14 protein-coding genes are annotated in these 14,610 nt (G+C 68.9%); 8 read left to right on the top strand and 6 right to left on the bottom strand.

The window, feature by feature from the left end; genetic code table 11:
* Position 1 precedes the first annotated feature (1 nt).
* Both G361_RS44145 and G361_RS0119260 read right to left on the bottom strand, forming a co-directional pair.
* Positions 2–967 (bottom strand): alpha-E domain-containing protein, encoded by a 966-nt coding sequence (locus G361_RS44145; protein WP_019928743.1) that lies wholly within the window; start codon positions 965–967, stop codon positions 2–4.
* A gap of 62 nt (positions 968–1,029) precedes the next feature.
* Positions 1,030–2,691: a circularly permuted type 2 ATP-grasp protein gene (locus G361_RS0119260; RefSeq protein ID WP_019928742.1), complete on the bottom strand. Its 1,662-nt coding sequence runs from the start codon at positions 2,689–2,691 to the stop codon at positions 1,030–1,032.
* Between the two features lie 255 nt (positions 2,692–2,946).
* Between G361_RS0119260 and rpsT the strand changes: the two genes are divergently transcribed.
* A complete protein-coding gene (rpsT, locus tag G361_RS0119255; RefSeq protein WP_019928741.1) occupies positions 2,947–3,210 on the top strand; it encodes a 30S ribosomal protein S20 in 264 nt (87 codons plus the stop codon).
* Positions 3,211–3,443: 233 nt separating this feature from the next.
* Entirely contained in the window at positions 3,444–4,394 is a 951-nt protein-coding gene (locus G361_RS0119250) for a phosphatidylinositol-specific phospholipase C (RefSeq protein WP_196814509.1), read from the top strand.
* Between the two features lie 24 nt (positions 4,395–4,418).
* On the opposite strand, the gene holA is transcribed toward G361_RS0119250, so the two are convergent.
* Entirely contained in the window at positions 4,419–5,390 is a 972-nt protein-coding gene (holA, locus tag G361_RS0119245; protein ID WP_019928739.1) for a DNA polymerase III subunit delta, read from the bottom strand.
* Between the two features lie 153 nt (positions 5,391–5,543).
* On the opposite strand from holA, the gene G361_RS0119240 reads away from it, so the two are divergent.
* Complete coding sequence (locus G361_RS0119240; RefSeq protein WP_019928738.1) at positions 5,544–6,338, top strand: aquaporin; 795 nt, start codon at positions 5,544–5,546, stop codon at positions 6,336–6,338.
* 58 nt (positions 6,339–6,396) lie between these two features.
* On the opposite strand, the gene G361_RS0119235 is transcribed toward G361_RS0119240, so the two are convergent.
* On the bottom strand, positions 6,397–7,071 hold the full coding sequence (locus tag G361_RS0119235) for a hypothetical protein (protein WP_026343230.1): 675 nt from the start codon (positions 7,069–7,071) through the stop codon (positions 6,397–6,399).
* A 97-nt stretch (positions 7,072–7,168) separates the two neighbouring features.
* Positions 7,169–7,879, bottom strand: coding sequence for a FadR/GntR family transcriptional regulator (locus tag G361_RS0119230; protein ID WP_019928736.1), 711 nt, complete (start codon positions 7,877–7,879; stop codon positions 7,169–7,171).
* 171 nt (positions 7,880–8,050) lie between these two features.
* Here G361_RS0119230 and G361_RS0119225 point away from each other — a divergent pair, with 171 nt between their 5' ends.
* The 5 genes from G361_RS0119225 to G361_RS0119205 all read left to right on the top strand — a co-directional run bounded on the left by G361_RS0119225 (position 8,051) and on the right by G361_RS0119205 (position 13,357).
* Positions 8,051–8,629 carry a gluconokinase gene (locus G361_RS0119225; RefSeq protein WP_019928735.1) on the top strand — a complete coding sequence of 193 codons (579 nt, stop codon included), beginning with the start codon at positions 8,051–8,053 and terminating at the stop codon, positions 8,627–8,629.
* A gap of 39 nt (positions 8,630–8,668) precedes the next feature.
* Positions 8,669–10,057 carry a GntP family permease gene (locus G361_RS0119220; protein WP_019928734.1) on the top strand — a complete coding sequence of 463 codons (1,389 nt, stop codon included), beginning with the start codon at positions 8,669–8,671 and terminating at the stop codon, positions 10,055–10,057.
* A 137-nt stretch (positions 10,058–10,194) separates the two neighbouring features.
* Positions 10,195–10,986, top strand: coding sequence for an SAM-dependent methyltransferase (locus tag G361_RS0119215; RefSeq protein WP_019928733.1), 792 nt, complete (start codon positions 10,195–10,197; stop codon positions 10,984–10,986).
* A 209-nt stretch (positions 10,987–11,195) separates the two neighbouring features.
* Positions 11,196–12,221, top strand: a complete 1,026-nt coding sequence (locus G361_RS0119210; RefSeq protein ID WP_019928732.1) for an alpha/beta hydrolase — start codon at positions 11,196–11,198, stop codon at positions 12,219–12,221.
* A gap of 245 nt (positions 12,222–12,466) precedes the next feature.
* A complete protein-coding gene (locus tag G361_RS0119205) occupies positions 12,467–13,357 on the top strand; it encodes a helix-turn-helix transcriptional regulator (protein WP_019928731.1) in 891 nt (296 codons plus the stop codon).
* A gap of 79 nt (positions 13,358–13,436) precedes the next feature.
* On the opposite strand, the gene G361_RS0119200 is transcribed toward G361_RS0119205, so the two are convergent.
* On the bottom strand, positions 13,437–14,273 hold the full coding sequence (locus G361_RS0119200) for an SAM-dependent methyltransferase (RefSeq protein WP_019928730.1): 837 nt from the start codon (positions 14,271–14,273) through the stop codon (positions 13,437–13,439).
* Between the last annotated feature and the right edge of the window lie 337 nt (positions 14,274–14,610).

Raw genomic sequence — 14,610 nt, 5'->3', positions numbered from 1 at the left:
TCTAGACCTCCTCCACTTGCCGGTCCTGACTGGAATGCAGGTCGGTCCAGGCCACCCAGGGCGCCGCGTAGAAGTACTGCCGCGAGACCGCCTCGCTGACCTGGCGGCAGGTCTGTTGCAGCAGAACGAGTCTCGTCTGCAGATCCTCCAGAAGGACACCGGGTGGCAGGAATTCCAGTTCGCTGCGGCCGCGGCCGAGCAGCCGGCCCGCCTCGTGCTGCGCGCCGAATCGGCCGTTGGGCCGCTGATCCAGTTCCTGCAGACAGGATTCGGCGACCCGCAGCGAATGGAACACCGAGCGTGGGAAGGACCGGTCCAGCAGCATGAACTCGACCACCAGATTGGCGTCGAGGGCACCGCGATGCGAGCGCAGATAGGTGTCGTGCCCGCCGGCCGAGCGCAGCACGGTCACCCAGGCCGGCGAGGAGGCGCGGTCGCCGGCGCGTGACAGCAGCAGCCGGACGGTCATGTCGACCCGCTCGATCACGCGGCCCAGCAACAGGAATCGGTAACCGTCGTCACGGCTGAGGGTGGAGTCGGACAGTCCGGCGAACATCGCGGCCCGGCCGGTGATGTAGTGGAAGAATTCGTGCGGGCCCAGCGCCCGGGCGTTCTTCTCCGCCGCCGCCAGCCCGTTGTAGGTGGCGTTCAGGCATTCCCACATCTCGCTGGTGGTGACTTCCCGTGCACCGCGGGCGTTCTCGCGTGCCTTCGCGATCGAGTCGACGATCGAGCCGCCGTGCCCGTGACTGAACGCGACCAGATTCGTCACCGACCACACGTCGAGTTCGCCCTCGGGGGGTTCGATTCCCAGCACCCGCAACATCACTCGCGAGGCGCGGTCCGGGTCCACCGTCGAATCCTCGAGCAGCTGGTGTACAGCCACATCCAGGATCCGCGCGGTATCGTCGGCCCGCTCCACGTATCTGCCGATCCAGTACAGGGATTCGGCATTGCGCGCCAACATCTTCGCCCACCGCCTTCAATTGTCCCCGCGCCCGGATGCCGTCCGGCGGCATCCCGGCCGGGTCAACGCTCGATCTTGCCCGTCTGCTGTTGTTGCTGTTGTTGCTGATTCGCCTGCGCGGCGTTCAATTCCCTTCCCAATTCCTGAGTGTTCGTTTCCGGCAGTTCCGAAACCACCTCGGCGCCGGCCAATTCGCGTTTCTCGTCGGAGGTGCGCGGCGCCAGCACCCAGGTGTCCTTGCTGCCGCCGCCCTGGCTGGAGTTGACCACCAGGGAATTCGCCGGTAGTGCCACCCGGGTGAGGCCGCCGGGCAGCACCCAGATGGATTCGCCGTCGTTGACCGCGAACGGACGCAGATCCACGTGCCGGGGCCGCAGGTCGTCGCCGATGCGGGTCGGCACGGTCGACAGCTGCACCACCGGCTGGCCGATCCAGCCGCGCGGATTCGCGCGGATCTTGCGGCGGATCGTGTCGTGCTCCTTCGCACTGGCGTCCGGCCCGATCACGATGCCGTAGCCGCCGGAGCCCTCCACCGGTTTGATCACCAGTTCCGGGGCCCGGTCCAGCACCTCGTCGCGTTCCTCCGGCAGCCAGCAGCGCAGCGTGTCCACGTTCGGCAGGATCGGTTTCTCGCCGAGGTAGTAGTCGATGATCGTGGGCACATAGGTGTAGGTGAGCTTGTCGTCGCCGACCCCGTTGCCGAAGGCGTTGGCCAGCACCACATTTCCGGCGCGCGCGGCATTGAGGATGCCGGCGACGCCGAGCACCGAATCGTGCCGGAACTGCATCGGATCCAGATAGGTGTCGTCGATGCGGCGGTAGACCACGTCCACCTGCACCTCACCGGCGGTGGTGCGCATGTAGACGACGTTGTCGCGGCAGAACAGGTCGCGGCCCTCGACCAGCTCGACGCCCATCTGCCGGGCCAGCAGCGAATGTTCGAAATAGGCCGAGTTGTGCACGCCGGGGGTCAGGACGACCACGGTCGGGTCCGCCGCGTTCGGTGCGGCGGCGCACCGCAGTGCCCGCAGCAGCTGACTGGCGTAGTCGCCGACCGCGCGCACCCGGTGCGAGAAGAACAGATCCGGGAAGACCCGCGCCATCGTGCTGCGATTCTCCATGACATAGGAGACGCCCGACGGGGACCGCAGATTGTCCTCCAGCACCCGGAATTCGCCGCGCTCGTCGCGGATCAGGTCGATACCGGCGACGTGGATGCGCACCCCGTTCGGCGGCACCACCCCGGTGGCCTCCCGGTGGAAGTGTTGACACGAGGTGACCAGCCGTTTGGGAATCACGCGGTCCCGCAGGATGGTCTGCTCGCCGTAGATGTCGGCGAGGAACAGCTCCAGCGCGGTGACCCGCTGCCGGATACCGCGCTCGAGTTTGGCCCATTCGGCGGCCGTGATCACGCGCGGCACCAGATCCAGCGGGAAGGGGCGCTCCTGCCCGGACAGCGAGAAGGTGACGCCCTGATCGATGAAGGCCCGGTTCAGCGCCTCGTTGCGACGCTGCAGGTCACCCTCCTCGATCGGCGCCAGCGCGTCGAACAGGCCACGGTAGGCGGTGCGTACCCGGCCCTGGGCATCGAACATCTCGTCGTAGGCATTTTCGTAGCGCCCGGGCGTGTAACCGGCGAAAATGCCCTCGTCGGTATGCCGCCGCGGCGCCGATGCCGCGGGTGGGGCGGGCGCTGTGGCGCGGGCTGCGGCGGTGGGGGACATGTATCAATCGTCCAACATGTCTGGTTCTCGTGCGGTTGGACGTAGGTAAAATTTGCTTGATCAACATGTATCCGGCGATGACATCATCCGGTCCCATCGGGGCGATTTCATTCCGCGAGCCGGTGGCTGGTACTGTCGATCGTCGGTGCAGCGCTTTCCGTATGTCGATGTTGCGGTTCGGTGCGCGCCCACAGACTTCGTGGTTGTACCAGAGACAGCTAGACCATCCGACGACAGGAATCAGAGGAAACAGGCGTGGCCAACATCAAGTCCCAGCTGAAGCGGATCCGCACCAACGAGGCGGCGCGGCAGCGCAACCAGTCGGTGAAGTCCGCCCTGCGCACGTCCATCCGCAAGTTCCGCGAGGCCGCGGCCGCCGGTGAGAAGGACAAGGCCCAGGACCTGCTGGTGTCGGCCAGCCGCAGCCTCGACAAGGCCGCGTCCAAGGGCGTCATCCACGCCAACCAGGCCGCCAACAAGAAGTCGGCCATGTCGCTGGCCTACAACAAGCTGGGCTGATCGCCGCGCGACCTGCGGGTCGCATTCGTTCCATATGGCCGCCGTGGCAGAGGGCTCGTGACGTCGAGCGACCGCGGCGGCTTTTGCCGTCCGCGCCGGGTTACGGTGGTCGGATGAATGGGGTTATCGGTATCCGGAGCGCTGTCGCGGTGCTCGCGGCGGGGATGGTATCGGCCGGCTGCGGCGGGGTGGCGCAGCACCCGACGACGGCCGTCTCACAGGTGCAAGGGGCGGTGACAGCCGCCCAGGGCGCGGGAACGCCGACCGGGCGGCCGGATGCGAACGATGCCTACCGCAGCCTCGGCGCCGCACACCATCCGGATTGGCTGGGCGGGCTGCCGGACGGACTCACCCTCGGTCGCCTCTCCGTACCCGGCACCCACGACACCATGGCCTTCCACGGGGACAAGGCCGGGCCCGCGGTGGTCACGCAGCAGAGCGTCACGACCGGCTGCGGATCCGGCGACTCGGCCTGCGTATCGCGCCGCAGCCTGCGCGCGCAGTTCGACGCGGGGATCCGCGCGCTCGACATCCGGGTCCGCCGCGACGAGAACGACGGTCTTGCGCTGCAGCACGGCTCCTTCTATCAGCAGGCGCATCTCGACGATGTGCTCACCGTCGCCGACCAGTTCCTCGCCGACCATCCCCGCGAGACCGTGCTGATGCGGGTGAAGGCCGAATGTGACAACACCGGTAAGCCTTTCACCTGCGACGATGCCGGGCGGGTGCCGCCGGACCTGGCCCTGATCGATCGGTATCTGACCGCGCATCCGCGGGTCTGGCAACCTTCGGTGACCGGGCGGGCCGCCCTGCCGGCGCTGGGTGAGGTGCGCGGCCGGATCGTGCTCACCCAGTTCGACAACATCGCGGGCGGTGACGGTCGCGGCCTGCCGCTCGATATCCAGGACGATTGGCACGATCCGTCGGTGGACGCCAAATGGGCCGCGATCACCGCGCAGCTGGACAAGGCGGCGGCCGGGGATCCGCACACCCTCTACCTGAACTTCCTCTCCGCCAGCGGCGTGCCCGATCCGGCCCGGGTGCCCGAGCGCTACGCGCACGACGAGAATCCGCGCACGCTGGACCGCCTGCGTGCCGAGCCGGGGAAGACCGCCGGACTGCTGATGGCGGATTTCCCGGGCAGCGCGCTGATCGACGAGATCATCCGGCACAACCAGGGCTGAATCGCCGGTGCCGCGCGTGGCGGTTCAGCCGGCGCCGTGCAGGTCCAGGATGCGGGTGAGCGCATGTTCGAGGGCGTAGTCCGAATCGGCGGCGCCGCCCTTGACATCGCCGTTGAGCGTCGCGACGACCTGGAGGGCGGAACCGATGGTGGCCGCGGTCCAGCCGCGGGCCTGGCCCTGGGCCTTCTTCACCTTCCAGGGCGGCATACCGAGCTGCGAGGCGAGCTGGAACGGGTCGCCGCGGCCGGCCGAACCGACCCGGGCGATGGTGTGTACCGAATCGGCCAGCGCGTCGGCGAGCAGCACCGCGGGCACACCGCGGTCGATGGCCCAGCGCAGCGCCTCCATGGCGGCGGGACGGTCGCCCGCGACGGCGTATTCGGCGACATCGAATCCGGAGACCTCGGCCTTGCCGGAGTAGTAGCGGCGCACGGCGGCGGCGTCGACCTTGCCACCGGTATCGGCGGCGAGCTGGGAACAGGCGGCGGCCAGCTCCCGCAGATCGGAACCCACCGCCTCCAGGACGGCCTGCACCACCTCGCCCGAGGCGCGCACCCCGGCGGCGCGGAACTCGTTGCGCACGAACTCGACTCGCTCGCCGGCCTTGGTCAGCTTGGCGCAGGGGTGGACCTCCGCGCCGCGCTTCTGCAGATCGCCCGCGAGGGCCTTGGCCCGGCCGCCGCCGGAATGCAGCACCACCAGGACCACGCCCTCCGGCGGATCGGTGACGGCCACGGTGACGACGGCGACCGCGTCCTTGCCCGCCTCCGCGGCAGCCTCCAGCACGATCACCCGGTCTTCCGCGAACAGCGACGGACTCAGCAGCTCGGCCAGCTCGGCGGTGCTCGCATCGCCGGCGCGCAGCCGGTCGACGGGTAACGCCCCCGGGTCGGGGGAGACCGCTCGCGCCTGCGCGACGATCGCCGCGATCGCGCGTTCGATCAGCAGCTCTTCCTCACCGAGGACGAGATGGACGGGAGCCGGGCGTTCGGTCACGGCGACGATCCTACGGCCGGGCTCCGACAGCCCGGACCGTGCATGCTGTTGTGGTAGGCATCACACTCGCGTAGCGTCGGGGTCCGGACTCGAGCGATCATGAACGTATTCCTGAACTCCTGACAGCATGTCTGACCGAGGAGGGTGGCTCATATGTCTCCGACCGCGCAGGAAGTGGTGGAGGAGGACGTCGAGCGGCATGCCGTGCCGCTGCGGCGCAAATTGCTGGCCGAGGGAATCGGCACGTTCGTGCTGGTGTTCGGCGGCGTCGGGGCGTGGGTGCTGGAGGGGTCGCACCGGATCGGCTCGCTCGGCGTGGCGGTCGCCTTCGGGTTCACCCTGCTGTTCCTGATGTACACGATCGGGCCCATCTCCGGCTGCCATGTGAATCCGGCGGTCACTCTCGGACATCTGCTGCTCGGCCGGATCAACCGCGCCGACGCGGGCTTCTATGTCCTGGCCCAGTTGATCGGCGGTTTCCTCTCCGGTGCGGTGATCTACGCCGTGGCGAAGAATCTGCCCAGCTACGACCGGTCGCGCGACGGGCTCGGCGCCAACGGCTGGGGCGGGCACAGTCCGGCCAAATCGGTGGTCGACGGGCCGCTGGGCAACGTCACCACCAACGGCTACGGCCTGGCCGCCACCATCACGGTCGAGATCATCCTGACCGCCGTTCTGGTGTTCGTCGTCCTGGCCTCCACCGACCAGCTCTCGGACGTGCCGCTGGCGGGATTGTCCATCGGCACCGCCTACGCGGTGGTCACGCTGGTCGCGCTCCCGATCGACGGCACCTCGGTGAATCCGGTTCGCAGCCTGGCGGTCGCGCCCTATCAGGACGGCGCCATGGGCCAGGTCTGGGCCTTCATCCTGTTCCCCCTGCTCGGCGGCCTGCTGGGCGCCCTGATCTACAGCCTCCTGTTCGGCCGCGCCCGCAACATGGCGACCTGATCGGACGACCTCGGATACGGCCGCAGTGCCGGATCGGGCCGACTGAGCGGACGGTGGTTCAGAACCACTGGTATTCGGCGCAGAGGCGGTAGGCGACCAGGTCGAAGGCGGGGCGGGGGAGGATTGCGCCCTCGCGGCGGATGCCTGCTTCCGGGATGTCGGCGACCAGGTCCAGGCGGACCCAGGTGAAGCGGCCGTGGCTCCACGGGCCGGCACCGAGCGCGATCCAGGCCGGATCCAGTTCGTAGACCGGGTCGTCGGACAGGGACAGGCCGAGCAGGGTGGTGCCGGAGCGGCCGATGAGCAGGACCGGGCGGTCGCGGCCACCTGCAGGGTCGGTGGGGTCGGGGATCCAGGCCCAGACGATCTCGCCGGTGTCGGCGGGGCCGTCCAGGTGCGGGCAGTAGACGAGTCGGCGAGCCCGTTCGCGGCTCGGGATCGGGGCCGAGGCCGGCGGGCGGATATCGACGGTGCCGTGGGTGCGGGAGCGGCCGGGGGCCACGGGAGTGGTGCGGTGACGGGCGACCGGCGCGGTGGCGTGGCCCGGTGTGGGCCGGGTTCGGGGCAGTGCGGGGCGGTCACGGGTTGCCGGTGCCGGGCGGGCCCATGTCCAGATCGGGGTGCGGGCCATGCGCCGTACCAGGCGCGGCGCCTGCCGGACGACCATGCGGGAACCCTGGTCGATGGCAAGGGTTCCCAGTTGTTTTCCGAGAGCGCTCCATGTCCCGGGCATGGATCGGACTATAACGGCGTCCGGTACACGGGCCGTCACAACCCCGAATCGGCGCGCGGGGAACATGGTTCGCCGCTGCCGGATCGGCGTGCGGGACTCAGGGGGTCGTGCCGAGGCGGCGGTGGATGTCGTCCAGTGATTCCCGGACCACCAGGCGCATCGCGGCCTCCGCGGCGTCGGGATCGCCGGTCGCAATCGCGACGGCGACCGCGTCGTGCCGTGTGGCGTCGGCCGGATCGGGTACCGCGGGCAGTAGTTGCAGGGCCGCGCGGCCGCGCAGCAGTTCACCGGTCACCGGGCCGAGTTGGGCGAACAGTGGATTGCCGGACATCTCCAGGAGCAGGCCGTGGAATCGGACGTCGGAGTCGACGAAGGCCGCGTGATCGCCGGTCATCGCGGCGGCCCGCATCCGCGCCGATTCGGCGAGCAGGGCGGCGCGGGCGTCGGGGTCGATGCGACGAGCCGCGGCGGCGGCCGCGGCCGGTTCCACCGCGCCGCGCAGTTCGGTCAGTTCGTCGAGCAGGGCCGTGCGCGCCGGACCGGCCAGCCGCCAGCGGATCACGTCGGGATCGAACAGATGCCATTCCACGACCGGCCGGACGGTCAGGCCGATCCGCGGGCTGCTGCGCAACAGCCGCTTGGCCTGGAGGACCTGGACCGCCTCGCGAATCACCGTGCGGGACACCGCGAATCGTTCGGCGAGCTGATCGGTGAGCAGGACCTGGCCCGGACGGAACACCTCCGCGGCGATCTCGCCGCCGAGGGTGTCGGCGACCCCGCCCGCCCGGCCCCTGCCCAACTCCGCCATGCCCACCCTCCGTCTCGTCGTTCTGTCGAGCCATCATCGCCGTCGGCCCCCCGGACGAGCCATTCGGCAATGGTATTACTAATTGTCCGATTTCTATTCATTAATCATACTTATTCGGTTACAGTGAGTCGCGCTCCGAAGTCCGAGGGCGTTCGAGGTCGAAGGAGACCCATGCCAGGCCATCCGCCGTCACCGCCGATCCTCCTGGTCATGGGCGTTTCGGGCAGTGGTAAGACCACCATCGGCTCGCTGCTGGCGGGCCGGCTCGGCTGGGAATACGCCGAGGCCGACGGCTTCCATCCGCCCGCCAATGTCGAGAAGATGGCCGCCGGGCATCCGCTCACCGACGAGGATCGCTGGCCCTGGCTGGCCGCCATCGGCGCGTGGATCGACCGGACCAGCGCCGCGGGCCGCGCCGGTGTGGTCACCTGCTCGGCGCTCAAGCGGTCCTATCGGGATCTGTTGCGCGACGGGCGTCCGCAGGTCCGGTTGATCTATCTGGACGCCGATCCCGAGACTGTCGCGCGCCGGCTCACCGCGCGGCACGGACATTTCTTCCCGCCGGATCTGCTCGCGAGTCAGTTCACCGATCTGGAGACGCCGACGGACGACGAGAATCCGGTGCGGATCCCGATCGACGAGGAGCCCACGGTCATCGTCGACGCACTGATCGCCGCCGAACACCTCGAACGTGTCGCCGCGGCCCACGAGCGCGACGAGCGCCCGGCCCCGAACTCCCTGCAGGCCTGACCGCCCCACCCGGACGGCACCATCGAAGAAGGAAATCCCGTGCTCACCACTGTCGCCGAGGCGGCGGCCAAGTCCTCGTCCTGGACCGGACACGACACCCGCCTGATCGTCGTCGCCCTCGCGGGCATCGCGCTCGTCGTCCTGCTCTCCGCCGCGGCCAAGATCCACCCGTTCCTGGCGCTGCTCATCGGCGCCCTGTTCGTGGGCGTGGCCGGCGGCATCTCCGCCGACAAACTGCTCAAGAGTCTCACCACCGGCGTGGGCGGGGTGCTCGGCAACGTCGGCGTGATCGTCGCGCTGGGCGCCATGCTCGGCAAGTTGCTGGTCGATTCCGGCGGCGCGGACCGGCTCGTCGGCGCGATCGTCGACCGGGTCGGCGAGCGGCGGGCGCCGTGGGCCATGGTGCTGGCCGCGATGGTCATCGGCATCCCGATGTTCTTCGAGGTCGGCCTGGTGCTGATGATTCCGATCGTCTACCTGGTGTGGCGGCGGGTCGGCGGTTCGATCCTGCGGGTCGGCATCCCGGCGCTGGCGGGGCTGTCGATCCTGCACGGCCTCATCCCGCCGCATCCGGGTCCGCTGGTCGCGATCAGCGCGCTGAAGGCGGATCTCGGCACCACCCTGCTGCTCGGCGTCATCGTCGCGATTCCGACCGCGATCATCGCCGGGCCGGTGTACGGATCCTTCATCTCTCGGCGGGTGCAGCCGACGCCGCCGGAACAGCTCGCGACCCAGTACAGCGCCGCCGAGCGCGAGGACGGCCGGCCGGCGCCGAGTGTGCTCACCACGCTGTCGGTGATCCTGTTGCCGGTCGCCATCATGCTGGTGAAGACGGTGATCGACCTGGTGGTGACCGACCCCAAGGCCGAGGTGCACCGGGTGATGGACTTCATCGGCGACCCGATCACGGCGATGATCATCGGCGTGATCTGGGCGATGATCGCATTCCGGTTCGGCCGCAGCCGTTCCGGCGAGATCATGGGCGCCGCGCTCGCCCCGATCGCGGGCATCCTGCTCATCATCGGCGCCGGCGGCGGATTCAAGCAGATGCTGGTGGACACCGGCATCGCGGATTCGATCGGCAAGGCCGCGAACCACTCCCATCTGTCGCTGCTGCTGCTCGCGTGGCTGATCGCGGTCGCCATCCGCCTGGCGACCGGGTCGGCGACCGTGGCCACGGTGACGGCCTCCGGCATCATCGCGCCGATCCTGCTGACCTCGAATCACACCAGCGCGGCGCTGGTCGCGCTCGCGGTCGGGTCCGGCTCGCTGTTCCTCTCGCACGTCAACGACGCGGGCTTCTGGCTGGTGAAGGAATTCTTCGGCATGGACGTCAAGGAGACCTTCGCATCGTGGTCCGCGATGGAGACGATCCTGTCCTGCGTATCCATTGTGGTGATCCTGATCCTCGGCACCTTCGTGCACTGAGCGGTTGCTTCCGCGACGCCGAAATGTGAAGTGCCACAAGTCGACACCCGGCCGGGCCCCTCGCCGATATCCTTCGGTATCGCGACCGGGGACCCGGCCGGCTTGTTACGCTGACCGGGACGTCGAGGGAGGTGCGGATGTCGAGTGACCGGCCGCCGCCCCAGGGGGTCGATCCCACCCGGCCGAACGCGGCCCGGGTCTACGACTACCTGCTGGGCGGCAAGGACAATTACGCCGTGGATCGGGCCGTGGCCGAGCGGATGCTCGCGGTCGCGCCGGAGAATCGGACGGTGGCGTGGTTCAGCCGCAAATTCCTCACCGGGGCAACCGGTTTGGCCGCCGAGGCCGGCGTCCGGCAGTTCGTCGACATGGGCGCCGGTATCCCGACCTCGCCGAGCGTGCACGAGACGGCGATGAAATTCGATTCCGACGTACGGGTGGCATCGGTCGACTACGACCCGGTGGTGTACACCCATGCCAATGCGATGCTGTACGGATTGCCCACTGTCACACCGATGTTGGGGGATTTCCGCAATCCCGCCGAGCTGATCCCGCGGCTGCGGGAGGAGGCCCGGTTCGACTTCGATCGGCCGATGGCGTTGCTGGTCGTCGGCGTCCTGCACTTCGTGATGGCGGACGAGCGGCCGGCGGAGATCATCGCCCGGTTCCGCGAGGTGATGGCGCCGGGCAGTTATCTCGCCCTCACCCACGGCGGCACCGAGAGCGATGCGACGTTCATCGAGCAGACCCGCGCCGACACCACCGGCAGCACCGCGCAATTCGTGTTCCGGTCGCGATCCGAGGTGGCCGCGCTGTTCGACGGATTCGAGATGATCGAGCCGGGCGTGGTCCCGATCCAGGACTGGATCGGCGACGATCTGCCGCCCACCCGGCTGGTCCTGCTGGGCGGTATCGGCCGCAAGCCCTGATCCGAGCCGGTCGAATCGGGCGAAACAGACTGTCGCACACTGCTTTATGGCGCATTCCGGCCGTGCCGGCGCAATTCCCCACGGGTCCGCCGGCGGCCGCAATAGCCTGCGGGCACTGAAACCTGCGTCACCACAACGATCGACCGGGGCTGCCGTCCGGCGGCCGCGCAGTTCGAGATCTTTCGTTCTCACGACAGGGGGCGTGTCGCGTGCGAGCACTGATACGCACACTGACCGCATCGGCCGCGGCCGTACTGGGCTGTTTCGCGCTGACCGCCACGGGGGTGGCCCAGCCCGGCGATTCACCGGGCTGCCGATCCTTCCCGTTCCCGGTGCCGCAGGGGCAGCTGGCGTCGACCCTGTGCCTGCCCCCGGGGCCCGCCGACACCGTCATGGTCCTCATGTCCGGTTCCAATTTCAACGGCAGCTATTGGGATTTCGCCTATCGGCCCGAGATCTACAACTTCCGGCGCGCCATGAACGCGGCCGGTTACGCGACGCTGGTGGTGGACCGGCTCGGCGACGGCGCCAGTACCCGGCCGCCCAGCCTCACCCTCACCGCGAGCGCCACCGCCGAGGCCCTGCACGGCATCGTGCAGGCCGCCCGCCGCGGCGTGGACGGCGCCGTACCCTTCGAGAAGGTGGTCACGGTCGGCCACTCGCTGACCGCGGGCACCTCCGTGATGGAATCCACCGCCTACCACGACGTGGACGGTGTGGTGCTGACGGGTTATTCGCACGCGATCAACGTGCCGGAGACCCTCGGCGTCGTCTCCAGTTACCACCCGGCCGTCGAGGAACCCGAATTAGCCGGGCGCGGTTACGATTCCGGCTATCTCACCACCCGGCCCGGTACCCGATTGCACAACTTCTTCGATCCGGGCGATGTCGACCCGGCGGTACTCGACCTCGACGAGCAGACCAAAGAGGTGTTCTCGCTCACCGAATATCCCGACGGCATGCTCTCCACCCTGCCGGGCATGTCCGATTTCATCACCGTTCCCACTCTCGTCGTCGCCGGCGGCCGAGACCGAATGGTCTGTGGCGCGGACTATTCCGCGTGCGCGGACTCCGCCACCCTGCAAGCCGAGGAGACTCCGTTCTTCGCGCCGGCCGCCCGGATGCGCGCCTTCGTGCTGCCGGGTAGCGGCCACGCGGTCGATCTCGCCCGCAACACCGCCGATTATCAGGCGGCAGTGGTCGACTGGGCCGACACGATGGTCGGGCACCGATGACCGGCCGCGGCCGCGCGACCGCCCCGATCTGCGACGATGAACCTCCGCACGACCCCTGCTCCTGACGTTCGCGCAGGACGAGAAACGAATGTTCGGGCCGGATCGCGAAACTCGGTCCGATCGGCTGGTTCGGATCGGCGTCCCCGGGGCTACCATGAGCAGATGCGACGGAGGGCAGCGGCTTCCACCGGGGTGTGTATCGGTGTGTGGTCCGCTAGTGGTCGCCGGGAAACGGAGTGGGGCATATGACGCCAGATTCGATCCGGACCGACATCATCGGAACGCCGGCAGCGGAGCGCGGACCGACCGCGTTACGCATCATGGTCGGTACCCAACTGCGGAGATTGCGTGAGGCACGCAAGATTTCACCGCAACAGGCGGGCGAGCACATTCGCGGTTCGCACGCCAAGATCAGCCGGCTCGAACTGGGCCGCACCGGGTACAAGGAACGCGACATCGTCGATCTGCTCGACCTGTACGGGGTCGAGGACGCCGAACAGCGCGACGCGTTCCTGAAGCTGGTCGCCAAGGCGAACGAACAGGGCTGGTGGCACGGTTACGCGGACCTGCTGCCCGCCTGGTTCGAGAACTACCTCGGCCTGGAGGGCGCCGCGAAGTCCATCCGGACGTTCGAGGCGCAGCTGATCCCGGGCCTGTTGCAGACCGAGGACTACGCCCGCGCGGTCGTCTCGCTCGCGCACGGCGGACTCGAGACCGCACGGCGGGTCGAACTGCGCCGCAAGCGCCAGGAGATCCTGGAGCAGCCCGGCGGTCCGACGCTGTGGGCCGTGCTGGACGAATCGGCGCTGCGGCGTCCCGTCGGCGGCCGCGACGTGATGCGCGCCCAGATCGAGCATCTGCAGCGAATGTCGCAGCGGCAGAACGTGACCATCCAGGTGCTGCCGTACGCCGCGGGCGGGCACACCGCGGTCGGCTGCTCGTTCACCATCCTGCGCTTCGCCGAACCGGAACTGCCCGACATCGTCTACATCGAGCAGTTGCAGAGCGCGCAATATCTGGATCGGCCCAGCGATCTGGATCTGTATCGCCAGGTGATGGATCAGCTGAGCCTGCAGGCGGAATCGCCGGTGCAGACCCAGAAGCGGCTGCAGAGCGTGGCCGACGAACTGGTGTAGGCCCGCGGTTGCGGTCCGAGGTGGCGATGCCGCCGAATTCGACCGGCACCGTGCCCGGAGATCGCCACGATCCCCGGGGTCACCGTGGATGCGGCCGGTCGGATTTCCGGCCGACTCCGGCCCAGGTTCCGAAGGCCTTGTCCGCCCAGGCGAGTCGTTCCTCCGGGATGTAGAAGTCCGCGCTCGGCCGCCAGCGGTGCAGCGGGACCAGGCCGGGCTCGACGAGGTCGAGACCCTCGAAGAAGCGGGCGACGCCGGCCCGGTCCCGCAGGCTCACCGTGAGCCCGGAGCGGGCGTAGACGTCGGCGATCTTCCGGAAGATCTCCGGGTTCAGATCGCTGGAGGCGTGCGTGATCGACAGGTACGACCCGGGTGCGAACGCGTCCAGATAGGTCCGGACGATGTCGTGGGCGCCCTCCGCGTCGGTGACGAAATGCAGGATGGCGCCGAGGTTCAGGGTCACCGGCCGGGACAGATCCAGCACCTCGCGCAGGGTATCCGAGCCGAGCACCACCTCGGGGTCGCGGACATCCGCCGGGATGTAGGCGGTACGGCCCTCCTCGGAGCCGATCATCAGGGCGCGGGCCTGCGCCAGCACCAGCGGATCGTGATCGACGTACACCACCCGGCAGCTCGGATCGACCGCCTGTACCGCGTTGTGCAGATTCGGTTCGGTCGGAATTCCGGTGCCGATGTCGAGGAACTGCCGCACTCCCGCGTGTGCGGTGAAACGGGTTGCGCGATGGGAGAATTCGCGGTTGGCGCGGGCGGCCTGGGCGGTCTCGGGGAACGCCTCCATGACCTGCGACGCGGCCTCCCGGTCGGCCGGATAGTTGTCCTTGCCGCCGAGGTAGTAGTCGTACATCCGCGCGGAATGTGCCTTCTTGGTGTCGAATTCGACAAGCTCGTGGGGCATCCTGCCATCCTGCCTCAGCGCGCTCCGTTCGTCTCGTCCGCGACCGGGCCGACGGCTTCGCGCGGGCGATGTCCGGATCGGCGAAAACCTCTGCGGTGAAACGGAATACGCCGATGGCCCGCGGACGGCCGGCGTGGCGCGCCACGTGGAGGATCGCCGCCACGATCTCGGGGTGGCCCGGTGCCACGATGTCGCGCGGGCCGAGCTCGCGGGTCGTTCGCTCCGCGGGTGGACAAAGGTGCCCGACATTCGGCCGAGCCCGACTCCGGCCTCGGTTTGTGGCCGATATCACAGACCCGCGACGGCCGATGTGCCGGTCGCCCGGCAGGCTCGCGCA

This window comes from Nocardia sp. BMG111209, from assembly GCF_000381925.1.
Taxonomy (GTDB): Bacteria; Actinomycetota; Actinomycetes; order Mycobacteriales; family Mycobacteriaceae; genus Nocardia.
Note: the sequence above shows the minus strand (reverse complement) of the source record. Positions and strands in the feature narration are given on the sequence as shown.

Excerpts from the sequence above, each read along its gene's own strand:
- G361_RS44145 (WP_019928743.1), bottom strand. The coding sequence starts at position 967 with ATGTTGGCGCGCAATGCCGAATCCCTGTACTGGATCGGCAGATACGTG.
- G361_RS0119260 (WP_019928742.1), bottom strand. The coding sequence starts at position 2,691 with ATGTCCCCCACCGCCGCAGCCCGCGCCACAGCGCCCGCCCCACCCGCG.
- G361_RS0119240 (WP_019928738.1), top strand. The coding sequence starts at position 5,544 with ATGTCTCCGACCGCGCAGGAAGTGGTGGAGGAGGACGTCGAGCGGCAT.
- G361_RS0119235 (WP_026343230.1), bottom strand. The coding sequence starts at position 7,071 with ATGCCCGGGACATGGAGCGCTCTCGGAAAACAACTGGGAACCCTTGCC.
- G361_RS0119230 (WP_019928736.1), bottom strand. The coding sequence starts at position 7,879 with ATGGCGGAGTTGGGCAGGGGCCGGGCGGGCGGGGTCGCCGACACCCTC.
- G361_RS0119225 (WP_019928735.1), top strand. The coding sequence starts at position 8,051 with ATGCCAGGCCATCCGCCGTCACCGCCGATCCTCCTGGTCATGGGCGTT.
- G361_RS0119215 (WP_019928733.1), top strand. The coding sequence starts at position 10,195 with ATGTCGAGTGACCGGCCGCCGCCCCAGGGGGTCGATCCCACCCGGCCG.
- G361_RS0119205 (WP_019928731.1), top strand. The coding sequence starts at position 12,467 with ATGACGCCAGATTCGATCCGGACCGACATCATCGGAACGCCGGCAGCG.
- G361_RS0119200 (WP_019928730.1), bottom strand. The coding sequence starts at position 14,273 with ATGCCCCACGAGCTTGTCGAATTCGACACCAAGAAGGCACATTCCGCG.